The sequence below is a fragment of the Variovorax sp. PDC80 genome, assembly GCF_900115375.1.
Classification (GTDB): Bacteria; Pseudomonadota; Gammaproteobacteria; order Burkholderiales; family Burkholderiaceae_C; genus Variovorax.
Map to the genome: position 1 here is coordinate 1 of NZ_FOWG01000003.1, position 21480 is coordinate 21480.

General features: G+C 70.4%; 21 protein-coding genes. 10 read left to right on the forward strand and 11 right to left on the reverse strand.

Translation table 11 applies throughout. The annotated features are described in order from the left end of the window. Positions 1-1392 (forward strand): TonB-dependent receptor (locus BM109_RS09775; protein WP_143129136.1); only part of this gene is annotated, 1392 nt, incomplete at its 5' end. 111 nt (positions 1393-1503) lie between these two features. Continuing rightward, a complete protein-coding gene (locus tag BM109_RS09780; RefSeq protein ID WP_093342507.1) occupies positions 1504-2061 on the forward strand; it encodes a fasciclin domain-containing protein in 558 nt (185 codons plus the stop codon). Between the two features lie 114 nt (positions 2062-2175). On the opposite strand, the gene BM109_RS09785 is transcribed toward BM109_RS09780, so the two are convergent. The 5 genes from BM109_RS09785 to glgX all read right to left on the reverse strand — a co-directional run bounded on the left by BM109_RS09785 (position 2176) and on the right by glgX (position 8705). Then, a complete protein-coding gene (locus BM109_RS09785; protein WP_093342509.1) occupies positions 2176-3372 on the reverse strand; it encodes a HupE/UreJ family protein in 1197 nt (398 codons plus the stop codon). After that, positions 3359-4576 carry a tetratricopeptide repeat protein gene (locus BM109_RS09790; RefSeq protein WP_093342510.1) on the reverse strand — a complete coding sequence of 406 codons (1218 nt, stop codon included), beginning with the start codon at positions 4574-4576 and terminating at the stop codon, positions 3359-3361. The genes BM109_RS09785 and BM109_RS09790 overlap by 14 nt, the downstream gene beginning before the upstream one ends. Continuing rightward, on the reverse strand, positions 4573-4854 hold the full coding sequence (locus BM109_RS09795) for a hypothetical protein (RefSeq protein WP_093342512.1): 282 nt from the start codon (positions 4852-4854) through the stop codon (positions 4573-4575). The genes BM109_RS09790 and BM109_RS09795 overlap by 4 nt, the downstream gene beginning before the upstream one ends. Before the next feature lie 13 nt (positions 4855-4867). After that, positions 4868-6367, reverse strand: coding sequence for a DUF4331 domain-containing protein (locus BM109_RS09800; RefSeq protein ID WP_093342513.1), 1500 nt, complete (start codon positions 6365-6367; stop codon positions 4868-4870). 208 nt (positions 6368-6575) lie between these two features. Further along, a complete protein-coding gene (gene glgX / locus BM109_RS09805) occupies positions 6576-8705 on the reverse strand; it encodes a glycogen debranching protein GlgX (protein ID WP_093342515.1) in 2130 nt (709 codons plus the stop codon). A gap of 223 nt (positions 8706-8928) precedes the next feature. Between glgX and BM109_RS09810 the strand changes: the two genes are divergently transcribed. Beyond that, a complete protein-coding gene (locus BM109_RS09810; protein ID WP_057594242.1) occupies positions 8929-9198 on the forward strand; it encodes a hypothetical protein in 270 nt (89 codons plus the stop codon). 40 nt (positions 9199-9238) lie between these two features. On the opposite strand, the gene BM109_RS09815 is transcribed toward BM109_RS09810, so the two are convergent. After that, positions 9239-9526 carry a hypothetical protein gene (locus tag BM109_RS09815; RefSeq protein ID WP_093342516.1) on the reverse strand — a complete coding sequence of 96 codons (288 nt, stop codon included), beginning with the start codon at positions 9524-9526 and terminating at the stop codon, positions 9239-9241. A gap of 208 nt (positions 9527-9734) precedes the next feature. On the opposite strand from BM109_RS09815, the gene BM109_RS09820 reads away from it, so the two are divergent. The 3 genes from BM109_RS09820 to BM109_RS09830 are packed head-to-tail and all read left to right on the forward strand — an operon-like array spanning position 9735 to position 12879. Further along, positions 9735-10313: a biotin transporter BioY gene (locus BM109_RS09820; RefSeq protein WP_093342518.1), complete on the forward strand. Its 579-nt coding sequence runs from the start codon at positions 9735-9737 to the stop codon at positions 10311-10313. Further along, positions 10313-11719 carry an AMP-binding protein gene (locus tag BM109_RS09825; RefSeq protein ID WP_093342519.1) on the forward strand — a complete coding sequence of 469 codons (1407 nt, stop codon included), beginning with the start codon at positions 10313-10315 and terminating at the stop codon, positions 11717-11719. The genes BM109_RS09820 and BM109_RS09825 overlap by 1 nt, the downstream gene beginning before the upstream one ends. After that, positions 11716-12879: a thiolase family protein gene (locus BM109_RS09830; RefSeq protein WP_093342521.1), complete on the forward strand. Its 1164-nt coding sequence runs from the start codon at positions 11716-11718 to the stop codon at positions 12877-12879. The genes BM109_RS09825 and BM109_RS09830 overlap by 4 nt, the downstream gene beginning before the upstream one ends. Here BM109_RS09830 and BM109_RS09835 read toward each other — a convergent pair. Then, positions 12876-13595, reverse strand: a complete 720-nt coding sequence (locus tag BM109_RS09835; protein ID WP_093342522.1) for a nitroreductase family protein — start codon at positions 13593-13595, stop codon at positions 12876-12878. The two genes, BM109_RS09830 and BM109_RS09835, sit on opposite strands and share 4 nt — an antisense overlap. Positions 13596-13674: 79 nt before the next feature. Beyond that, positions 13675-14349, reverse strand: coding sequence for a DUF4844 domain-containing protein (locus BM109_RS09840; RefSeq protein WP_177239301.1), 675 nt, complete (start codon positions 14347-14349; stop codon positions 13675-13677). A 151-nt stretch (positions 14350-14500) separates the two neighbouring features. Here BM109_RS09840 and BM109_RS09845 point away from each other — a divergent pair, with 151 nt between their 5' ends. The 4 genes from BM109_RS09845 to BM109_RS09860 are packed head-to-tail and all read left to right on the forward strand — an operon-like array spanning position 14501 to position 18297. Continuing rightward, complete coding sequence (locus tag BM109_RS09845; RefSeq protein WP_093342524.1) at positions 14501-15616, forward strand: ABC transporter substrate-binding protein; 1116 nt, start codon at positions 14501-14503, stop codon at positions 15614-15616. Positions 15617-15627: 11 nt separating this feature from the next. Further along, positions 15628-16452 (forward strand): ABC transporter ATP-binding protein, encoded by an 825-nt coding sequence (locus tag BM109_RS09850; RefSeq protein WP_093342525.1) that lies wholly within the window; start codon positions 15628-15630, stop codon positions 16450-16452. Next, positions 16449-17282, forward strand: coding sequence for an ABC transporter permease (locus BM109_RS09855; RefSeq protein ID WP_093342527.1), 834 nt, complete (start codon positions 16449-16451; stop codon positions 17280-17282). Before BM109_RS09850 ends, BM109_RS09855 begins: the two co-directional genes overlap by 4 nt. After that, entirely contained in the window at positions 17275-18297 is a 1023-nt protein-coding gene (locus BM109_RS09860; RefSeq protein WP_177239302.1) for a transporter substrate-binding domain-containing protein, read from the forward strand. Before BM109_RS09855 ends, BM109_RS09860 begins: the two co-directional genes overlap by 8 nt. A 137-nt stretch (positions 18298-18434) precedes the next feature. Here the strand turns inward: BM109_RS09860 and BM109_RS09865 are convergent, their stop codons facing one another. Genes BM109_RS09865 through BM109_RS09875 form a run of 3 tightly spaced genes read right to left on the reverse strand, consistent with a single transcriptional unit; the run spans position 18435 to position 21375 of the window. Then, the gene (locus tag BM109_RS09865; protein ID WP_093342528.1) at positions 18435-19418 is read right to left on the reverse strand and encodes an ABC transporter substrate-binding protein; all 984 of its coding nucleotides are present in this window, start codon (positions 19416-19418) and stop codon (positions 18435-18437) included. After that, a complete protein-coding gene (locus tag BM109_RS09870) occupies positions 19418-19747 on the reverse strand; it encodes a 4Fe-4S binding protein (protein WP_057594253.1) in 330 nt (109 codons plus the stop codon). Before BM109_RS09870 ends, BM109_RS09865 begins: the two co-directional genes overlap by 1 nt. Further along, positions 19744-21375, reverse strand: a complete 1632-nt coding sequence (locus tag BM109_RS09875) for an FAD-dependent oxidoreductase (RefSeq protein ID WP_093342529.1) — start codon at positions 21373-21375, stop codon at positions 19744-19746. The genes BM109_RS09870 and BM109_RS09875 overlap by 4 nt, the downstream gene beginning before the upstream one ends. Positions 21376-21480 lie beyond the last annotated feature (105 nt).

Consider the following 21480-nt stretch of genomic DNA (forward strand, 5'->3'; position numbering starts at 1 on the left):
CTCAGCATCACGGCCATGGCCTACCAGAGCCGCTGGAACTCCACCGACCAGATCCCCGAACGGCTGGTCGACAGTGGCGAGCTCTCGCGCTTCGGTTCGCTCAACACCACCGACGGCGGCAAGACGCGCCGCCTCAGCCTGTCGGGCAAGTGGTTCGACAACAGCCCCGAGGGGCAGACGCAACTGAGCGGCTATGTCATCGACTACCGCTTCGACCTGTTCTCCGATTTCACCTATTTCCTCAACAACCCCGAGCAGGGCGACCAGTTCGAGCAGACCGATCGTCGTCGGGTCTTCGGGCTGCAGGGCACGCACAGCCGTCCCAATCAGATTGGAGGACTCGATGGCGTCCTGAGCTTCGGAGGCAGTTGGCGCGGTGACCGCATCGGCGAGGTAGGCCTGTACAACACGGTGGCCCGCGAGCGGATCTCGACCGTGCGCAACGACAAGGTGCAACAAGACCTGTTCTCCATGCACGCCCAGCAGCTCGTGAACTTCAGCGAACGCTGGCGCGGCTACGTGGGCCTGCGCGGCGACCTGCTGCGCTACGACGTGCAGGGGCGCGAACCGCTCTATGGCCCCGTCAACAGCGGACGCGGCCACGACTCGCTCGTGAGCCCGAAGGCCGGCCTGGCCTTCACCGTGACGCCGGCCCATGAGCTCTACCTCAACGTAGGCACGGGCTTCCACAGCAACGACGTGCGCGGCGCGACGATCAATGTCGATCCGACGAACGGCCTGCCCGCGGACCGTGTGCCCGCGCTCGTGAAGGGGCGCGGTGCCGAGATCGGCTGGCGCTTCCAGCCCAGCGAGGACTTCAGCCTCACCACAGCGCTCTGGCAGCTGCGGCTCGACTCCGAGCTGGTTTACGTCGGCGACGCCGGCACCACCGAGCCCGGCCGCGCCAGCAGCCGCCGCGGCATCGAGGCCACGCTGCGCTGGAAGCTCGGTTCGCGCTGGCGCTTCGAAGCCGATGCGGCGATCTCGCGCGCGCGCTTCCGGGGCCTCGCACCTGAAGGCGAAGGCAACTACATCGACAACGCGGTGGAGCGCGTGTTCGCGGCCGGTGTCATCTACACCGAAGGGCCACTGACGGCCTCGCTTCGCCTGCGCTACATGGGCCCGCGCGCGCTCGACACGCTGAACACGGTGCGCTCGCGCGCCACCACGCTGCTGAACTTCGGCGCGCGCTATGCGGTCAACAAGCAGCTCACCTTGGGCCTGGACGTGTTCAACCTCGCGGGCCGCAAGGGCAACGACATCGAGTACTTCTATGCCTCGTGCAGCGCGGGCGAGGTGGCGCGCGGTGCCTGCGGCGACGGCATCGACGGGCGCCACATCCATCCGATGGAGCCGCGCAGCGCGCGGGTCAGCGCACGCTGGACCTTCTGAACGAAAGAAAGCGCGCGCCTTGCCTCGAGATTGAATCTGCATCGTGGCCCGGCCCGTAGTTGCAGCAGTCGATGCGCAATTCGCGCCGGCATCCTCACCAGGAGTACTCGCATGAAGAACAGATTCAATCGCATGGCCACGGTCGCCTTGGCCATCTCGCTGAGCTTGGGCTCGTTCGCCGCGCTCGCGCAGGTCACCGTCGGCGGTGCACCGATGTATGCCACCAAGGACATCATCGACAACGCAGTGAATTCGAAGGACCACACTACGCTCGTCGCCGCCGTCAAGGCAGCGGGCCTGGTCGAGACCTTGAAGGGTCCAGGCCCGTTCACCGTCTTCGCGCCGACGAATGCAGCCTTCGCCGCCCTGCCCGCGGGCACCGTCGATACGCTGCTGAAGCCCGAGAACAAGACGATGCTGACGGGCATCCTGACCTACCACGTCGTGCCCGGAAAGATCGATGCGGCCGCGCTGACCAAGATGATCATGGACGGCAAGGGCTCGGCGACGCTCAAGACCGTGGCCGGCGGCAACCTCACGGCCAAGTCCAGCGGCGGCAAGGTCATGATCACCGACGAGAAGGGCGGCTCCGCGACCGTGACCATCGCCGACGTGTACCAGTCGAACGGCGTGATCCATGTCGTCGACAAGGTGCTGCTGCCCAAGTAATCCATCGCGCACCCGCCCGCGCAAGCTGCGCGGACGGTTCGAAACGCGCCGGAGCCCCGACATCGATCGGGGCTTTTTTCTTTCACGCGGTGCGGCCGCGCCACGGCCTCCCGCTCAAGCGAACGGCAGGATCTTCACGTCGAACACGCGCTCGCAGAACCAGATGGCCGCCACCGCCACGGCCACGACGGAGCCGCCGCGCAGCACCACTGGCGCATAGCCGCGCCAGCCGCGCAGCGACAGCAGCACGACCAGCGCCACGGCCACCACCATGAGCTGGCCCGCTTCCACGCCGAGGTTGAACTGCAGCAGCGCGAGCACGAAGCCGCGCAGCGGCAGGTCGAGTTCGCCGAGCGCGCCCGCGAAGCCGAAACCATGGATCAGGCCGAACAGGAAGCTGAAGAGCTTGCGCCGGCCGCGCAGCAACGGCCGCAGGTTGTCCACGGCCGCGAGGATGATCGTGATCGCGATGCCCGGCTCGACGATGCGCGGCGAGAGGCTGACGATCTTCAGTCCGGCCAGCGCCAGCGTGATCGAGTGCGCGATGGTGAACATGGTGACGATGCCGAGCATCGGCCAGATCGCGTCGCGCCAATGCCTCACCGGTGTCCAGCCGCCATCGCCACGCCGCAGCAGCACTGCGGGCAACAGCAGGCACAGCAGGAACAGGATGTGGTCGTAGCCGATCAGGATGTGATGGATGCCGTCGCGGAAGAAGCCGGGGCTGTCGCTCTCGGCATTCGCTGCGGGCGTAGAAGATCCCGCCACCGCGCCCGGCCATGGCAGCGTCACGCTGCCGGCCGCGGGATCGAGCGAGTGGACTGCCGGCGAAGCACCACCGTCCGAAGCGATCCGCAGCAAACCGCGATGCGTCGGATCGATCTCGCGAAACAACCGGTAGTCGATCTCGAGCGTGGACCCCGTATCACATCGCGCGTGCAGTTGCAGCACGAGGTAGGCGCCATCGACGCGGTCCTCGATCGCAGGCGGCCGGGCCTCAACCAGCGCGCACCGGCCCTGCTGCAACTGGAGCCGCGCGAGCGCATAGGCACGGATGTCGTCGAGCCGCGAACGCACCTCGCCCCAGCGCAGTCGGCGGTCGCCATCGCGGTCGAGCTCGAGCGTCGCGTCGAGATCGCGCAGCGCGATGTCCCAGCGCAGGTCCAGGCCCTCGGCATCGCGCTGGATCTGCAGGTAGGCATCGCTGGCCTTGTGGGCGTGCGCGGCGCCCGGTGCGAGCGCCAGGAGCAGCGCCAGCGCGAACACCAGGACGGCGGCGAGCCCGATGCGGCGACGTTCAGGGAATGGCATCGACACGTGCGTCCTTCAGTCCGATCTCGCGCATCAGCGCCTTCGCTTCATCGCGCGCGGCCGCATCGCCGGCGGCCGAGGCCGCGCGCGCGAACACCAGCAGGTCGATCGGTTCGCGCTGCAGGCGCACATTGAGGCGGGCCAGCTCGACAGCGCGCTTCGCATCGCCTTGCACATCGAGCGCGAACATCGCCTCCTCGCGTGCGTGCTGCGCGGTGGTGCCGGGCCGCAGCGCGGCGGCCTCGAAACGCTCGCGCAGTTCCTCGGCCTCGGGAACCACCGCGCGCGGTGCCTGCGGCTTGCCCGCCGGCGTGTGCGCGATGGCCAGCCGCAGCAGCACCGCATCGCTGCGCGCTTCCTTCGCGAGCAATGAAGGGATCTCGCGCAACCGACCCGCACGCTGCAGGAAATCGCTGTAAGCCAGCAGCAGATAGCCCGAACGCTCGGCTGCGAGCGCCTTGCGGTACGCGGCATCCGCCTCGGCGGGCCGGCCCGCGAGCTCCTCGATCTCGGCGATCGAGGTCCACAGCCACTGCCGCGTTCCGGCCTGTGGCGCACCGGCCAGCGAAGGATCGGCCAACAGGCCTCGCAGCGCGTCGCGCGCGGCGGCATGGTTGCCGCGCAGGCCCGCGTTCTCCGCCAGGCAGGCCACGCCATAGAGCGCCGGCCCCACGCGGCCCAGCGCGCGGCAGGCAGCATCGGATTCGTCGTAGCGTCCGCGCACGCGCAGCACGGTCGCGAGCGTGATCCAGCCCTGGGGATCGGCGGGCCGGCGCGCCAGCGCCGCCTTCAACAGGGTTTCGGCGCCATCGAAGTCATGAAGGAACTGGGCGACGGTGGCACGCATCACCAGCACCGCGGGCGGTGTGTGGGCGATGGGCGTGGCGTCCCAGGCCTGCAGCGCGGCCGCGGCCTGGCCGGCATAGCGCGCATCGCCCTGCGAGCGCGCGAGGTCGAGGTAGGTGGTCGCGGCCTCGATCGCGGTGGCCTCGTCGCCGGGCCGCTGGGCCAGCTCGCGGCGCAGCTTGCGCTGCGCATCGAGCCAGCCGGCGATCACGGGCAGTTTCTCGACCACCTCGTCGTCGCTGGCCGGCACCCGTGGCGCCGCGAGCGCCGCCCCGGCCGTACCCAGCAACAACAACAGCGCCGCCGCGCGAGCCAGCCGGTTCGCGGCCCGCCGCGCGGCACGCTGCGCCTGCTTCATTGCGTGGCGACGGGGTCCTTGGTCTCCGACGTCGGCGCCGGATCGAAGGCGGCCACGTTGGCCGGCTCCGCCGTGTCGAGCACCGAGGCGACCAGCGACTGCACGTAGGCGATGAAGCTGTCGTAGGCGTCGGCTTGCGGCGGCGGGTTCTCCGGCGGGTTGCCGCTCACCGGCGGGAACGGATAGAACACGGCGCCACCGCCGCCGCCCCCGCCGCAGCCGGCGAGGAAGGCGGTCACCAGCAGCAGGCCGGCGATGCGAGGGATGTAGCGGTTCATGCCGGCATCCTCCTCAGCGCGCGGCCGATGCCGAGGTCGAACCCGGCAGCGGCGTGTTGAGGTACGGGAAGGCATCGGGGAACTGCGTGGGGCTCTGCGCGGCACCATCGGTCAGCGCGGCGCTGCCCGCGGGCGCGTCGGCCGGCTTGCAGCCGACCTTGAGCGTGTCGCTGGCACCGGTGGCCACGCACAGCACGCCCATGGCCACGCGCAGCTCGGCATCGACCACGTCGTCGCCCGGCCGGCGTCCGTTCGGGAAGCCCGCGTTGTCGCCACCGAGCACGCCGAGGTTGCTCTGGTTCGCCTTCACCGTGGGCGCGATGGACGTGTTCAGCCGCAGCATTTCCGACGCCTTGACGTTGGCCGGCTTGTTCACGCCCTCCACGCCCGTGAGGAAGGCCGCGACCAGGTCGGTGCGCGGGAAGTTGGTGGGCGCGGGCGCCGAGAACAGCGTCTGCACCAGCGCCGGCAAGGTCGGGTTGGTCACGTAGTCGGCGAACTGCGCGTCGTCCTGCGGCTTGGAGCTGTTGAAGCGGTCCTTGTCCTTCAGGCCGATCACCACCTCGTTGACCAGCGGCATGCCCAGGCGCGAGACCTGGGCCCAGGCGCCGCCGTTGATCGCGGTGGTGCCGTGGCCGCTCTTGGGCGGGCTGGCGATCAGGCGCCCCTGGCGCACGCTGGCCGTGGTCCAGCCGCCCACGATCGGATGGCCGGCGGTGGTGATGCACGAGATCGGCACCTCGAGCGCCATGGTCGTCACGTTCTTGTCGGCCAGCGCGTCGGGGTTGGCCGAGCTCGAGCCCAGCGGATTGAGGTTGATCAGGTCGAACACCTGGCCCAGGGCCACGGTGAACGGATCCTTGCGCTGGCCGACGAACACGCGGCCCTGCGTGGCGCAGCCCGGAATGTTGACCGTGTAGAGATGCTGGTTCGCATAGGTGGCATAGCCGGTCGGGCCGCCGAAGGTCTTGTCGCCGATGTTGTCGGTGGGCTTGTCGAACTCGGTGCCGCCGCCCGCCTTGGACACGGCCTCGACCTTGCCCTTGCGGCGATCGCCGCGCACGATGTTCAGCGTGTAGGTCTCGCGCAGGTTGCTGGTGGCCTGGTTCGGCCCGCTGATGCCGCCGGCCTGCACCAGCGGGATCGACACCTGCTTGCCCGCGATCGGCAGCTGGATGTCGCGCAGCGTGTTCTTGAACCTGAACTGGAAGGTGATGTCCTCGACCGCGTTGCCGTCGGTGTCGAGGTGGATCTCGTACAGGCCGTTCGGGTCCATGGTGAAGTAGTTGGGACCGCCATACGGGCTCTGGTCGGGCTGGTAGTTGGCGATCAGCGTCACGAAGTCCTGGCGGCCGGCTTCGTAGCTGCGGAACATGTAGAAGTCGGTGGCATCGAGCTTGGGCATGCCCGCGATCGACGGCGCCTCTCGGTGGCTGGATGCGATGGCACCCACGGCGGTCACGGCACTGAGCACGAAGACACAGGCCCTTGCGGGGGGTAGGGAGAATCTCATCGGCGTCACCTCGGTGTAAATGGTGGATGTGCGGGCACGACTCGTCCGACGAAAACGTCGGCTCTGGATGAGTACGAACCGAAGGTTCAACCGGATGTGCTTTTTTTACCGAGGGTTTTCACCGCGCAGCGCGGCCGTGGAAGTGCTACGCGCGCGTTCCCGCGAGGGCGCGCGCGGCCCTTCCTTCCGTCACCGAAACGTCACGAACTCAGCGGCTCGTGAACACGAGCACCGAGCGCCCCGTCGCCAGATAGTCGCCGCGCGCCGCGTCATCGCCCACGCCCAGTGCCGGGTCGGCACTGTCGAGCACCAGCGTCCACGCGCCGGCGGGCGCGGCCGGCAGCGTGAAGGGCACGGCCTCGTGCCAGGCGTTGAACACCAGCAGCACGCTCGCGTCGTGCGCCGCCACCGGAATCGCCGACACCGGCGCGCGGCCGTCGAGCAGCAGCGCGAACGAGCGCGTCTGCGGGTCGTCCCAGTGCGAGGGCTGCATCTCTTCGCCGGCCGGCGTGAACCAGGTCGAGTCCTTGGCGCCGATGTCCTCGAACCAGGCGCCGGCCAGGAAGCGGTTGCGCCGCAGCACCGGGAATTCCTTTCGCAGCGCGAGCAGGCGGGCCGAGAAGTCGCTCAGTGCGCGCCCTGCTTCGCCGCCGGCCGCGGCCCAGTCGACCCACGAGATCTCGTTGTCCTGGCAGTAGGCATTGTTGTTGCCCTGCTGGGTGCGGCCGAACTCGTCGCCGGCCAGCAGCATCGGCGTGCCCTGCGACAGCAGCAGCGTGGCCAGCAGGTTGCGCTGCTGGCGCGCGCGCAGCGCGAGCACGGCCTCGTCGTCGGTCGGGCCCTCGACGCCGCAGTTCCACGAGCGGTTGTCCGAATGGCCGTCGCGGTTGTCCTCGCCGTTGGCCTCGTTGTGCTTGTCGTTGTAGCTCACGGTATCGGCCAAGGTGAAGCCGTCGTGCGCGCTGATGAAGTTGACGCTGGCCCAGGGCCGCCGGCCGCGGTGGTTGAAGCGCTCGCCGCTCGCGGTGAGGCATTGCGCGAGCTTGCCCGCGGTGCCCTCCTCGCCCTTCCACCAGGCGCGCACGGTGTCGCGGAACTGGTCGTTCCACTCGGCCCAGCCGGGCGGGAAGCCGCCGACCTGGTAGCCGCCGGGGCCGATGTCCCAGGGCTCGGCGATCAGCTTCACGCTCGAGAGCACCGGGTCCTGCCGGCAGCTCTTGAGGAAGCCGCCGCCCTCGTCGAAGCCATGCGGCTCGCGCGCGAGGATGGTCGCGAGGTCGAAGCGGAAGCCGTCCACGCGCATCTCGGTCACCCAGTAGCGCAGGCTGTCGGTCACCATCTGCAGCACGCGCGGATGACTGAGGTTCACGGTGTTGCCGGTGCCGGTGTCGTTGATGTAGTAGCGCGGCGTGTCGGGCAGCAGCCGGTAGTAGCTCGCGTTGTCGATGCCCTTGAACGAGATCGTGGGGCCGAGCTCGTTGCCCTCGGGCGTGTGGTTGTAGACCACGTCGAGGATCACCTCGAGGCCGTGCGCATGGAAGCGGTCGACCATGTGCTTGAACTCGTCGATCTGCGGCCCGTCCATGTAGCGCGGATCGAGCGCGAAGAAGCCGATGGTGTCGTAGCCCCAGAAGTTGGTCAGGCCCTTCTCGAGCAGCGAGGACTGGTTCAGGAACATCTGCACCGGCAGCAGCTCCACGCTGGTCACGCCGAGCGCGCGGATCGGCGCCAGCACCTCGTCGCGCGCCATGCCCGCGAAGGTGCCGCGGAACTGCTCGGGCACCTGCGGATGCTGCATGGTGAAGCCGCGCACATGGGTCTCGTAGAACACGGTCTCGGGCCAGGGCACCCGCAGCGCATCGGTCTGCGTCCACTCGAAGCGCGAGTCGACCACCACGCACTTGGGCACCAGCGGCGCGCTGTCGCGCTCGTCGAAGCTCAGGTCGCCATCGGCATGGCCCACGGTGTAGCCGAACAGCTCGGGGCCCCACTTCAGCTCGCCCATGTAGGCCTTGGCATAGGGGTCGAGCAGCAGCTTGTGGTGGTTGAAGCGATGGCCCTTCTCGGGCTCGTAGGGACCGTGCACGCGCAGGCCGTAGCGCGCGCCGGGCTGCAGGCCGGGCACGAAGCCGTGCCAGATCTCGTCGGTGTACTCGGGCAGGGTGACGCAGCCGACCTGCGTGGTGCCGGCCTCGTCGAAGATGCAGACGTCGACCCGCGTGGCATGGGCCGAGAACACGGCGAAGTTGACACCGTCGCCATTGAAGGTGGCGCCCAGCGGGTGCGCGGTGCCTTCGAGCACCGTCAGGGGGGTCGTAGCGTGAGGGGTGTCGGCCATGGCGTGTGGGTGATCGGGCTGAGGGGTTGCGGGAAGGGACGGCAAAGTCTCCGTGTCCCCCGCGCGCACTTGCGGCAGCACTTGGCGCAGCCGCGCGTAGGCGGCGCGCCCGTCATCCGGCCACGCCGGCCGGCGGCTCATAATGCGGCCCGTCGCCGGACCCGGAACCCCGGGGTCCCTGCCCGAGTCCACCACGGCTCCTCTGCAACCGCACTCCTCTCCCATGACCGACAAAGAACGCCTCGACTACCTCCAGGGACAAGTGGCCGCGCTCAAGAGCTTCTGCCTGGCTCTGATGTCCTCGCACCCCAATCCCAGGCTGCTGTTCGACCGGATGGAACGATTCGGCAACCAGCAGGCGGGCATCCTGCTGGGCCAGCCCACGTCGGATGCGCTGCTGCAGGGCGCCGATGCCATGCGCGACCAGCTCCTGGCCTATGCCCGGGAGCTGCAGGCGGCGATCGACAAGAAGTCGGAAGCCGACAAGGCCTGAGGCCTTCGTTCGGCCGCCGGGCCCTGGATCGGGCCTGCGCCTACTGCGAATTCGCGGGGGTCGAGGTCTCGAACTCGATGCCGCCGACGAACTTCTGCAGGAAGTTGTAGATCAGGCAGCCGATGGCCACCGCGCAGTAGGCGAAGACCAGGTACATGAGCGGCGCGAGCAGCAGGAGCAGCAGCGACGGCCCGCTCTTGCCGGCCGGCTGCACCAGCGCGAACAGCAGCGCGAAGGGCACGAGGAACACCAGCGAGGTGACCGCCATCATGACGCCGAACACCTTGCCGTTCTGATGCGGTGAGAGTCGCGAGATCTGTTGTTTCATGGGGCGGCGCCTCCTCGCGCCTGGGTTCGAAATCGGACGGATAGCGTACCAGCGCGGGCCTGGCGGCGACGGTGTTACGCTCTCGGGCGCCCTCCTGCCCGCCGCCGCGCAGGCAGTAAAAAAAGGCCCAGCCACCCGCGGCCCGTCCGCCACGCAAGGAAGCCAAGGCCACGGCCTGCAGCGCAACCTTCCCCGACATTCCATTTCCATGTCCACCTCCACCCCGATCACCTCCTCCCGCACGCTGTCCTACGTCGCGCTCTTCGCCGCGCTGATCGCCGCCCTGGGCGCCGTTCCGCGCATCGACCTGGCCCTGGGCGTGCCGATCACGCTGCAGACCCTCGGCGTGATGCTCGCGGGCTGCCTGCTCGGCCCGCGCCGTGGCTTTCTCGCGGTGGCGCTGCTGCTCGTGGGCGTGGCGCTCGGTCTGCCGCTGCTGTCCGGTGGCCGCGGCGGACCGGGCGCGTTCGTGACGCCCTCCGCCGGCTTCCTCGTGGGCTGGCTGTTCGGCGCCTTCGCCTGCGGCTGGATCATGCGGCGCTTCGCCGCCGCGCGCGGACGCACGCTGTTCGCCGCGGCGCTGGCCGCCTCGTTCATCGGCGGCATCGTCGTGGTCTACCTGTTCGGCATCGCGGGGCTGTCGCTGGTGGCCCACCTGCCGCTGCAGAAGGCGGCGCTCGCCAGCCTGGTCTTCGTGCCGGGCGACCTCGTCAAGTGCGTGGTCTGCGCGCTGGTGGTGCAGACCGTGGCGCGCGGCCTTCCGAGCTGGCGCCTCGATCGCGACTGATGACCGGCCCGGCGCCCGATTTCCGGACCGTCCATGCGCCGCTCGCCTGGTGGGCGCGGCACACGCCCGATGCCCTCGCGCTCGACGATGGCCACACGCGACTGAGTTTCGCCGCGCTCGCGGCACGCGTGGCGACGGAAGCCGCCGCATTGAACGAGGCGGCCACGCCGACGGTCGCCTGGGCCAGCGCGAGCGCCTCGCCGTCCGACCAGCTCGCGAGCTTCCTCGCGATCCTCGCGAGCAACCGCACGGCGGCCGTCGGCGATCCCGACTGGCCGCAGCCCATCAGGGACAAGGTGCAGGCGCGCATGGCGCAGCACCTGGGCGCGGCCGCCGACATCGAGGAAGCGGACGCGAGCACGCCCTTCTACATCGGCTTCACCTCGGGCAGCACCGGCGTGCCCAAGGGCTTCCGGCGCACGCACGGATCGTGGACCCACAGCTTCGAGATCTGCGTCCAGAGCTTCGGCCCCGCCACCGGCACCACCGTGCTGGTGCCGGGACGGCTCTCGCATTCGCTGTTCCTGTTCGGCGCGCTGCTGGGCCTGTGGACCGGCGCGGGCATGCGCCTGCAGCGCCAGTTCTCGGCGGCAGCCGCGCTCGACACGCTGCAGCGCGGTCTCGCGGGCAGCCTGGTCGCCGTGCCCAGCCAGTTGCTGCTGATGCTCGAGCATGCGCAGCGCCACGGCCTGGCGCCCGTGACGGGCACGCGCCTCGTGATGATCAGCGGCGCCCCGTGGCCGCGCGCGCGCACCGCGGCGCTGCGCGCGCTGTTTCCCGAGGCACGCATCGTCGAGTTCTATGGCGCGTCGGAAACCTCGTTCATCGCCTGGGCCGACAGCGACGAGGCACTGCCCGACGACGTGGTCGGCCGGCCCTTCGCCAATGTCGAGCTCAGGATCGAGCCGCCCTTGCCCGGACTGATCTACGTGCGCAGCCCGATGGTGTTCAACGACTACGTGACGCTGACGGCCGAGGAAGACGGCACTGCCGTGCTGCGCGACGGCGACTGGCTCTCGGTGCGCGACATGGGCCATGTGGACGAGAAAGGCTTCCTGCACCTGGTCGGCCGGCAGCAGCGCATGCTGCTCGTGCAGGGCAAGAACCTGTTCCCCGAGGAAGTCGAGAACGTGCTGGCCGGGCATCCGGCCATCGCGGCCGCTTCGATCCAGGGGCTGCCGCATCCGCTGCGCGGCATGGAGGCCGTGGCCTTGCTCGCGCTGTCGGCACCGCTCTCGCGCGAAGAACTGCAGGCCTGGTGCCGTGACCGGCTCGAGCCCTTCAAGCTGCCGCGGCGCTTCTACCGCGTCGACGCCTGGCCTCGCACGCCGAGCGGCAAGACGGATCACGCCGCGCTCGCGCGACAGTTGGCCGATGCGTCCGCGGCGCCATGGAGCCGGCTGTGAATCCGCCCGTGATCCTCGGCTGGGCCCGCAGCGCGGTGGTACCGGTCGGCGGCGCACTCGGCGCGCTGGCGGCGCACGAGATCGGCGCGCCAGTGCTGCAGGCGCTGCTGGCACGCGCCGGTGTTCCGGCGCAAGCGGTCGATGCAGTCGTCGCCGGCAACGCGCTGGGCGCGGGCGGCAATCCCGCGCGCATGGTCGCGTTGGCCGCCGGCCTGCCGGACCACGTCGCCGCGCTGTCGGTCGACACCCAGTGCTGCGCGGGCCTCGATGCCCTGACCCTGGCCGCCGGCCTGCTGGCCAGCGGCAATGCCGCCATCGCGATCGCGGGCGGCGTCGAGGCCTGGAGCCGCGCACCGATCCGCCAGCATCGCCCGCGCGATGCCGACGAGGCGCCCGTGCCCTACGACCGCCCCGCCTTCGCGCCCGATCCGGCGCGCGATCCCGACCTGCTGCTCGCCGCCGCGCGCCATGCCGCGCTGCATTCGATCGGCCGCGCGCAGCAGGATGACTTCGCGGCCCAAAGCCATGCGAAAGCGCTCGCATGGCGCGAACGCATGTCGCAGGAGATCGTGCCCATCGGCGCTGCCACTCACGACAGCTACGCGCGCGAACTCACGGTCTCGCGCATGGCGCGCATGCCGATCGAGGCGGTCGCGGACACGCTGTCCGACCCGGCCGTTGCGCTGGAGATGGCCGTCAGCCGCCTCGCGATCGCGCCGCGCGCCGACGGTGCCGCCTTCGTGCTGCTCGCCACGCCGCAGGCCGCGGCCGCGTTGAAGATCGCGCCGCGCTTCCATTGGCTGGGCGGCACCTCGATCGGTGTGGCGCCGGAGATGCCGATGCTCGGCGCCTCCACCGCCGCCGATGCGCTGCTGCGCCGTGCCGGCCTCGATGCGGGCGCACTCTGGGGCGCGGAGCTGCACGAGGCCTTTGCCGTGCAGGCGCTGTCTTTCATCCAGGCACTGGGCTTGCAGCCCTCGCGCCTGAACCGTGGCGGCGGCGGCCTGGGCCGCGGGCATCCGATCGGCGCCTCGGGCGCGGTCAGCCTGGTGCGCCTGCTCGCCGACATGCAGCACGATGCCCCGTCGGGCGCGCACGGCCTCGCGGCCATTGCCGGCGCGGGTGGCCTGGGCGCGGCGGGGCTGGTGCAGCGGCTCTAGCGCATCACGCGAAAGAAGTCGTCGAGCGGCCGCCGCGCGGTCCGCACGGCGTTCTCGGGCGCCTGCGGATCGGCATAGCCCAGGGCCATCCCACACACGATGTGGTGCTCGTCGCCCAGCCCCAGCGTCGAACGCACCAGGCCCGGATAGGACGCGATCGCGCCGATCGCGCAGCTGCCGATGCCCTGGGCGTTCGCGGCCATCATCAGCGCGAACAGGCACATCCCCAGGTCCATGTAGCAGCCACTGCCCATGCGTGCATCGATCACCACCAGCAGCGCCACGGGCGCATCGAAGAAGCGGAAGTTGCGCTCGAACTGCGCATCGCGCGCCGCCCGGTCCTCGCGTGCCGCCCCCAGCGCGCCATAGAGCGCCTGTGCCGCCGCGACCTGGCGCCGGCGCAGGCTGTGGGGCATCGGGCGCGGAAAGTAGCTGTAGTCCTCGGCTTCCTGCTCGCCGTTGCGGAATGCGCCCACCAGCGCCGCGCTCAGCCGCGCGCGGGCATCGCCTTCGAGCGAGATGAACTCGCCGGGCTGCAGGTTCGCGCCGCTCGGGGCGCGGCGCGCCTGGATCAGGAGCTGTTCGAGGCAGCCCTCGGGCAGGGCCTGGTCGGTGAAGCCGCGGGTCGAGCCGCGTTGCTCGAGCAGCGTCTGGAGTACGAGGGGGTCGGGGGCGGAAGAAGCGGCTGCCGGGTCGGAAGCGAGAAGGCTGTGCATGCCGCATTTTCGCAAGCAATGCGAAGCGACCGCCGGCGCGGAAGGAAGCTGCCGCGCCGAGCACCCCAGCGCTCGGATTTCACAAGGCCTTCGTATAGAGAAAGCGATCCTTCACCATCCAGACGATCGCCCCCTTCGGCTGCCTCGTCAACGACAGCATGAACCCCGGATCGTTCGGCTTCATCCACAGCTGCATGCCACCCGCCACGGTCGTCGGCGGGCCGAGGGCGGCCACGAGAAAAGCCTCGGCGTTCTCGACGCGCAGCGCCTCGAGCTTCGCCGCGAAGCCCCGCTCCTCGGCCGTCATCGCCGCCAGGGCCTGCGCATTCCTCGCCGCCGGCGACTGCCCCGGATCGAATCCGTAGAGCAGGCGGTTCAGCACGCCGTTCGAACTCTTCACGCCCAGAATGCCCATCAACTCCTCGAAGTAACCCACCGCGCGCTCGCGTTCCTCGGTGTCCTCGTTCTCCCAGGCGGGATAGGCCGCCTTGAACGCGGCCATGAGCTTCTCCTTGGGATTCGGCCGGTCCGCGAGCGGCTGCAACTGCACGGCCAGCGCATTGATCGTGGCCTCGAAGCGCAGGCGCTCCGGCTCGTTCATCGCGCCCGGGTACAGGGTTTCCGGCATGAATTTCTTCTTGGCGATGAACGCGGACAGCGCCCGGGCCTGGGGGCCCGGCGGCGTGGAAGGCGAAGGTGGAGCGGCCATGGCGAGTTGACAGAAAAGGATGAGGGCGAGCAGGAAGACGCGCATGCCGCGCACCATACCTCCAGTCGACGCCGCCGGGCGCCCCCGCTTTCCCCACTCCCCGCATATCCATGCATGGATTTCTTCGTTGGTCCGGCACCGGCCGCTTCCTAGCATCGGCCATCCCTGTTCAGAGGCAGTTCCGCTGCCGGTCGCCATGTCCATCGAAAAGCTCTCCCCCTCCCGCGAATCCGCAACCGTCGCGTTGCGCGCGCCCTCGCGCCGCGGCCTGCTGCAAACCCTCGTCTCGCTGGGCACGGTGGGCAGCCTCGGCGGGCTCGGCGCGGCCGCGCTCGTGGGCTGCTCGCGCGACGAGGCCAAGTCGGCCTCGGCCGACGCGCCGGCCATCGTCAGGAAGACCGGCGACAAGGTCGCGTTCAAGTACCCCGACAACCCCTCGTTCGACCTGATCTACCTGGCCGACCAGCTCGGCTACTTCGAGGGCACGAACACGCGGCCGCAGTACGTGGGCAAGATCGCGGCGCCGCAGATCATTCCGCTCGTGGGCACCGGCGAGATCGACTTCGGCAGCCGCATGGTGCCGCTGGTGATCTCGGCCATCGCCTCGGGCGCCGACCTCAAGGTGGTGGCGGCCGGCGGCAAGACGCTGCAGGAAGCGCCGCACATGAAGTACTTCGTACGCAAGGACTCGGGCATCCTCAAGCCCAAGGACCTCGAAGGCAAGACCATCGGCTTCAACAGCTTCGGCGCCTGCGCCGAGTTCGTGACCAAGAAGTACCTGCGCCAGCATGGCGTGGACGTGAACAAGATCAACTTCGTGGTGGTGCCCGACGAGCAGGCCGAGCAGACGCTGGTCACGCGCAACACCGACCTCGCGATCATCCACGCGCCCTTCTCGGGCCGCGCCGACCATGCCGACGCGCTGGTGCGGCTGTGGAGCGACTTCGACCTCGACGGCGGCCTCGGCGGCATGGCGCCCTACAGCGCGCACGGCCGCTTCATCCGCGAGCATCCCGAGGCGGTGCGCGACGTGGTGACGGCACTGGCCAAGGCCGGCAACTGGGTCAACGCGAATCCCGAGGAAGCGCGCAAGCTGGTCGCCAAGCGCATCAACATGGACCTGCAGAACGTGGACCGCTACGCCTACGTCGAGGACCTGGTGGTGACCGAGCCGCCGATCGAGTACTACGTCGACATCCTGCAGTCCGAGGGCAAGATCCCGGCCGGCAAGGTGGCGGTGAAGGACGTCTACACCAACGAGTTCAACCCCTACGCGCAGGCGCCCTCGCAGCCCGCCGCAGCGAAGACCTGAGCGGCGCGCGCATGAGCGGCATCAAGATCTCGGCGCGCGACGTGCGCATGGACTACGCGGCGCGCGGCGCGAGCGAGCGCGTGCGCGTGCTCGAGGGCTTCGACCTCGACGTGCGCGAGGGCGAGTTCCTCTCGGTGCTCGGCCCCTCGGGCTGCGGCAAGTCGACCTTCCTCGGCATCCTGGCCGGGCTCACCGAGCGCACCGGCGGGCGCATCGCCATCGACGGCCAACCGGTCGCGGGCGTGCACCGCAACCAGGGCGTGGTGTTCCAGGGCTATGCGTTGTTCCCATGGCTCACGGTGCTCGACAACATCGCGGTGGGCCTCGAGATCCGCGGCATCGGCAAGGCCGCGCGCCGCCGCACCGCGCAGGAATACCTCGAGCTCGTGGGCCTGCACGGCTTCGGCGAACGCTATCCGCACGAGATCTCGGGCGGCATGAAGCAGCGCGTGGCGATCGCGCGCTCGCTGGCCTACCGGCCCGACGTGCTGCTGATGGACGAGCCCTTCGCCGCGCTCGACGCGCAGACGCGCGAGATCCTGCAGGGCGAGCTGCTGCGCATCTGGGAGCAGTACCGCAAGACCATCGTCTTCATCACGCACAGCCTCGAGGAGGCGGTCTACCTGTCCGACCGCGTGGCCGTGATGACGCAACGGCCCGGCCGCATCAAGGCGATCATCGACATCCCGCTGGCGCGGCCGCGCTCGGCCGAGCTGCGCCATTCGCCCGAGTTCGCGGCCCTGCGCCAGCGCGCCTGGGAGGTGCTGAAGGACGAGGTGCAGATCGGGCTGAAGCCGCGTTCGCTCGAAGGCGTGAACCTGGGAGTGGTCTCGTGAGCGCGGTGCTCGAAGGCGCGCCCGCCGCGCCCGCGCCGCGCCGCACGCTGGCGCGCTTCGCCCGGTTCGCGGGCCGCTTCGCCGAGCGCGCCGCCGGCATCGTGCTGTTCCTTGCGCTGTGGGAAGCGCTGCCGCGCCTGGGCATCGTGAGCGACGCCTACCTGAGCCCGCCCTCGGCCGTGCTCGCGAGCATCGGGCAGCTGCTCGACAACGGCCAGCTCTGGAAGCACGTGGCCGCGAGCCTGCAGCGCTCGCTCTGGGGCCTGGTGCTCGCGAGCAGCGCGGGCGTGCTGCTGGGCCTGCTGATCGGCGGCTTCCGCCGGCTCGCGGCCATCGTCGACCCGGTGCTGCAGCTGTTCCGCCAGACCTCGGCCTTCGCGCTGTTCCCGGTCTTCATCCTGTTCCTCGGCATCGGCGAGCTGTCGAAGGTGGCGATCATCTTCTGGGCCTCGTTCTGGCCGGTGCTGCTGAGCACCGTGAGCGGCGTGAAGCAGGTCGACCGGCTGCTCGTGAACTCCGCGCTGTCGATGGGCGCCTCGCGCCGCTTCGTCTTCTTCAAGGTGGTGCTGCCGGCCTCGCTGCCCTCGATCTTCACGGGCGTGCGGCTCGCGGGCGCCTACAGCATCACGGCGCTGGTGGCGGCCGAGATGATCGGCGCGCATTCGGGGCTGGGCTTCCTCACGCTCAACTCGCAGGAGACCTTCCAGATCCCGACCATGTACGCCGGCATCCTGCTGCTGGCGGTGCTCGGGCTGTTGCTGAACTACCTGCTGGCGCTGCTCGAGCGCCGGCTGCTGCGCTGGCGGCGCGGGTTGAGCCTCGATGAGTGAGAGCCCGCGCCCTTCTTCCTCCTCGGCCGTGGCCGGCCTGCTCGACGGCGTCGGCCGCTGGCCCAGCCTGGTCGCGGCCGGGCCGGTGCTCGCGGTGGTCGCCGCGCTGGCCGCCGCCGGCGGTGCCTGGCCGAATGCCGACAACGCGCCGCGCGAGCGTGGCTTGTCGGGCCCCGCGACCTGGCTCGCATGGCTGCCGCCGCTGGCCGTGCCCGCGCTGGCCACGCCGCTGAATCAACTGCCCAAGGGCCCGGTGCTCGCACGCGCGATCGCGCGCGGCGAACTGGTCGTCGGCGTACGGCGCTATCCGCGCCCTGCCCCGCCCGGCTCGCCCACGCCGCCCGAACCCGATGCCTTCGACGCCACCCTGGCACGCGAGCTCGCGGCCTCGCTGGGCGTGAAGGCCATGCTGGTCGGCCTCGCGCCCGACGAGCGCGACGAGGCGCTGCGCGACGGCCGCGTCGACCTGCTGGTGGCCGGCGTGCCCACGCAGGGCCAGGGCGCGCGCACCGACGAAGGCGGCGCCGGCATCGATGCCGCGCCCGGCAGCTACGACACCGGCCGCGGCCAGGTGGTCGCGCTGCGCCGCGGCCGCGTGCAGGACGAAGAGGCGCTGCGCGGCGCCTCGGTCTGCGTCGGCGAAGGCTCGGGCTACGCGGGCGCGGTGGCACTGCGCTATGGGGCCCAGCCGCGCAACTATCCCTCGGCGGTGCATGCGGCCTCGGCCTTCATGGCCGGCGAATGCGCGGCGCTGGCCGAAGACGCGCAGGTGCTCGAGCGACTGATGGGCAACGAGGAATGGCGCTTCTACAAGCCGGTCGCGCAGGACCTGCGCGCACCGGCCGACGCGGCCGTGCGGCTCGCGGCGGGCGACACGGCGTCGCGCGACTACATCGCGGCCGCGCTGCGGCGCTGGCGCGCCGATGGCACGCTGGCGCAGGCGCGGGGGGCGCGTGCGGGGAATCTGCAGTTCGAGATCACCTTGTTGAAGGATGGGTTGGTCTGCCACTCGTGAGCGGAACGGAAAGCGGACAGCCGAACGCAGAAGGAAGACCAAAGCAGCGCAGAAGTCGCAGAAGAAAAGCCATTTCTGGATTTCCTTCTGCGACTTCTGCGAAACCTTCGCGACTTCTGCGTTCGGCTGCCCGCCTTCTAACCCTCACCCGCCCACTGCCACTGCGCCAACGCGAAGTCCTGCGTCACCAGTTTCTCCGCCAGCAGGAACTTCTTCACCTCCTCGATCAGTCCCAGCCCCTCGGCGGGATAGGCCGCCTCGGGGTACTGGCTCAGCGGATGCGAGGCCTTGACCGCCTCGAGCGGGAAGCCGCTGACCTCGGCATGGAAGGCGTAGTAGGCCGCGCTGTCGGCGCGCATCTCGGCGATGGCCGCGCGGCGCGCGCGGGTCCAGGCGGCCGGCAGGCCGGGCGCGGTGGTGAGCAGCTTCGACGAGGCGACGATCACCGAGGTGCCGCGCAGGGTGGGATGGCGATCGGCCTCGTCGATCACCGGGTAGCCGCGCGATGCGAGCAGCGGCCCGACGTCGATCTGGGCCGCGAAGGCGGCGATCGAGCGCTGGTCGAGCGCGGCTTCGCCGTCGCGCGGGAACATGTGGATCACCTTCACCGACTTCTGCAGGCCGTGCTCCTTGAGCAGGCCCAGCACGTAGCGGTGCATGTAGGAACCGCGCGCCACGCCGATGGCCTGGCCCTCGAGCTCGCGCACGCTGCGCACGCCGTCGCGCGGCGTGAGCAGCCAGACGTTCATGCCCACGGTGTCGAAGCCGATCAGCCGCGCATCGAGGCCGCGCGAGCGCGCGACCACGGCGGGCGTGTCGCCGTAGATGCCGACGTCGAGCACGCCCGAGATGAAGGCTTCGTTGAGATCAGGTCCGTTCGGGAAGTTGCGTGTGACCACCTCCTTGAAGCCCAGCGGCGCGAGCTCGCGCTGCAACAGGCCCTGGCGCAGCGCCCAGCCGGTGGCGGCCGCGGGCTTCCTGCCCGGACCGATGTAGCCCAGGCGCAGCACGCCTGCGCCCGATGCGCCCTGCGCAATCGAGAACAGCGGCAGCGTGGCCGCGGAAGCGGCGACGGCGCCGCGCAGCAGCCGCCGGCGGCCGGTATCGACGGGCGCCGTCATCAGTGCGCGCGCCGCAGCAGTTCGAAGCTGGCGTCGGCCGAGGCCGTCGATTGGCGGCCACGCCCCCAGCCGATGTCGCGGCGGTAGCTGCCCATCAGCGCCTGCGCGGCCACGTCGCGCTCCTCGGCGGTGGCGCCGCGGTCGGCGATCGGCGCGACGTAGAGCGCGTCCTCGGGGCAGTAGAGCTCGCACATGAAGCAGGTCTGGCAATCGTCCTGGCGCGCGATGCGCGGCAGGCCGCCGGGCACGGCCTCGAACACGTTGGTCGGGCAGGCGCTCACGCAGATGTTGCAGGCGGTGCAGCGTTCGGCGCTGATGAGCTCGATCATGCGGCCACCTCTTCCTCGGCGCGCCGTTGCACGGCGTGGCGTTGCACCCAGACCTCGTCGAGCCCGCCGCTCAAGAGGCGATGGCGCTGGGTCGGGTCGATGGCCGAATGCTCGCGCCGGCGGTGCATGCCGCGCGTCTCGGTGCGCTGCAGCGCGCTGCGGTACATCCAGCGCGAGGTGGCCAGCATGGCGGCCGCTTCGCGCGCGCGCACCGCGTCGGCCGCGCTGGCCGCCGGCGCGCCCTGGCGCAGGCGCTCCCACAGGTCGTCGAGCCGCGCGAGCGAATCGCGCAGCGCGTCGCCTTCGCGGAACCAGTTGCGTTCGTAGGGGAAGACCTCGGCCTGCACCGCGCGCACCACGGCCTGGCTGTCCCAGGCCTGCGCGCCGCGCGTGGACAGCGCGACGCCGCCGGCACGCAGGGCGATGCGTTGCGAACGCGCGCGCGCATCGCGCCCGAAATCGGCCGCGCCGGCGCCGGCCCAGAAACCCGAGGACAGCGCCCAGGCCGCGTTGTGGCTGCCGCCGCCGGTGAAGCCGCCGCAGATCAGCTCGCGCGTGGCCGCGTCGCCCGCGGCATAGAGGCCGGCCACGGTGGTGGCGCAGCTGTCGTCGACCAGGTGCAGGCCGCCGGTGCCGCGCACCGTGCCCTCGAGCCGCAGCGTGACGGGGAAATGCTGCTTAAAGGGGTCGATGCCCTGCCGGTCGAAGGAGACGAAGAAGTTCGGCTGCGCGGTGCGCATCCAGGCGCGGATCTGCGCGTCGGCGCGGTCGAGGCAGGCATAGACGGGTTGCGCCTGCAGCGTCTGCGCGATCACGCCGCGGCCCTTGGACGAGCCCGCGCCCTCGATCGCCACGCCGTCGGCCGTGTAGAAGGTGGCCCAGTTGTAGAACAGCGACTTGGTGACCGACGAGAAGGCCGGCCCGAGCCCGTAGGCATTGGAGAACTCCATGCCCGACAGGGCCGCGCCGACCTCGGCCGCCATCAGCTGGCCGTCGCCGGTCAGCACGTTGCAGCCGAGCGCGCGGCTCAGGAAGGCGCAACCGCCGGTGGCGATGACCACCGCGCCGGCGCGCACCACCCAGCTTTCGCCGGTCTGCCGGTTCACGCCGGTGGCGCCGCAGACGGTGCCGTGCTCGTCGACCAGCAACTCGAGCACCGGGCTGTGGTCGAGGATGCGCGCGCCCGCGGCCTTGACGCGCTTGCGCATCAGCCGCATGTACTCGGGGCCCTGCAGCGAGGTGCAGCGCAGCGCGCCCTGGTCGTCGACCGGGAACGGATAGCCCCATTCCTTGAGCGTCTCGACGTTGGTCCAGGTCTGTTCGAGCACGCGGTCCATCCAGGCGTGCTCGGCCAGCTGGCCGCCCATCGCGAAGCGGCTGGCCTTGGCCTCCTCGCGCGCCGTGCCTTCGGCCGGCACGTGCCACAGGCCGGTGCCCGAAGGCGCGGTGGCGCCCGAGGTGCCGCAGAAGCCCTTGTCGGCCAGCAGCACGCGCGCGCCGCGCGCAGCCGCGCTCACCGCGGCCCAGGCGCCGGCCGGGCCGCCGCCGATCACCAGCACGTCGGCCTCGTGGCGCGTGCCGCCATCGGCGCCCGAAAGAAGCTGCCGCTCGAAATCCCTGGCGCCCATGTCGCGTGTCCTCTGCTGCAAAGAAAGAAAAGAGGACCGACCGTATCAACGGCGCGGACGCGGCACAAAGAAGGAATGCGTGCTTCGATATGCGCGGCCCTGGAA

Excerpts from the sequence above, each read along its gene's own strand:
- BM109_RS09780 (WP_093342507.1), top strand. The coding sequence starts at position 1,504 with ATGAAGAACAGATTCAATCGCATGGCCACGGTCGCCTTGGCCATCTCG.
- BM109_RS09785 (WP_093342509.1), bottom strand. The coding sequence starts at position 3,372 with ATGCCATTCCCTGAACGTCGCCGCATCGGGCTCGCCGCCGTCCTGGTG.
- BM109_RS09790 (WP_093342510.1), bottom strand. The coding sequence starts at position 4,576 with ATGAAGCAGGCGCAGCGTGCCGCGCGGCGGGCCGCGAACCGGCTGGCT.
- BM109_RS09795 (WP_093342512.1), bottom strand. The coding sequence starts at position 4,854 with ATGAACCGCTACATCCCTCGCATCGCCGGCCTGCTGCTGGTGACCGCC.
- BM109_RS09800 (WP_093342513.1), bottom strand. The coding sequence starts at position 6,367 with ATGAGATTCTCCCTACCCCCCGCAAGGGCCTGTGTCTTCGTGCTCAGT.
- glgX (WP_093342515.1), bottom strand. The coding sequence starts at position 8,705 with ATGGCCGACACCCCTCACGCTACGACCCCCCTGACGGTGCTCGAAGGC.
- BM109_RS09810 (WP_057594242.1), top strand. The coding sequence starts at position 8,929 with ATGACCGACAAAGAACGCCTCGACTACCTCCAGGGACAAGTGGCCGCG.
- BM109_RS09815 (WP_093342516.1), bottom strand. The coding sequence starts at position 9,526 with ATGAAACAACAGATCTCGCGACTCTCACCGCATCAGAACGGCAAGGTG.
- BM109_RS09820 (WP_093342518.1), top strand. The coding sequence starts at position 9,735 with ATGTCCACCTCCACCCCGATCACCTCCTCCCGCACGCTGTCCTACGTC.
- BM109_RS09825 (WP_093342519.1), top strand. The coding sequence starts at position 10,313 with ATGACCGGCCCGGCGCCCGATTTCCGGACCGTCCATGCGCCGCTCGCC.
- BM109_RS09835 (WP_093342522.1), bottom strand. The coding sequence starts at position 13,595 with ATGCACAGCCTTCTCGCTTCCGACCCGGCAGCCGCTTCTTCCGCCCCC.
- BM109_RS09840 (WP_177239301.1), bottom strand. The coding sequence starts at position 14,349 with ATGCGCGTCTTCCTGCTCGCCCTCATCCTTTTCTGTCAACTCGCCATG.
- BM109_RS09845 (WP_093342524.1), top strand. The coding sequence starts at position 14,501 with ATGTCCATCGAAAAGCTCTCCCCCTCCCGCGAATCCGCAACCGTCGCG.
- BM109_RS09850 (WP_093342525.1), top strand. The coding sequence starts at position 15,628 with ATGAGCGGCATCAAGATCTCGGCGCGCGACGTGCGCATGGACTACGCG.
- BM109_RS09860 (WP_177239302.1), top strand. The coding sequence starts at position 17,275 with ATGAGTGAGAGCCCGCGCCCTTCTTCCTCCTCGGCCGTGGCCGGCCTG.
- BM109_RS09865 (WP_093342528.1), bottom strand. The coding sequence starts at position 19,418 with ATGACGGCGCCCGTCGATACCGGCCGCCGGCGGCTGCTGCGCGGCGCC.
- BM109_RS09870 (WP_057594253.1), bottom strand. The coding sequence starts at position 19,747 with ATGATCGAGCTCATCAGCGCCGAACGCTGCACCGCCTGCAACATCTGC.
- BM109_RS09875 (WP_093342529.1), bottom strand. The coding sequence starts at position 21,375 with ATGGGCGCCAGGGATTTCGAGCGGCAGCTTCTTTCGGGCGCCGATGGC.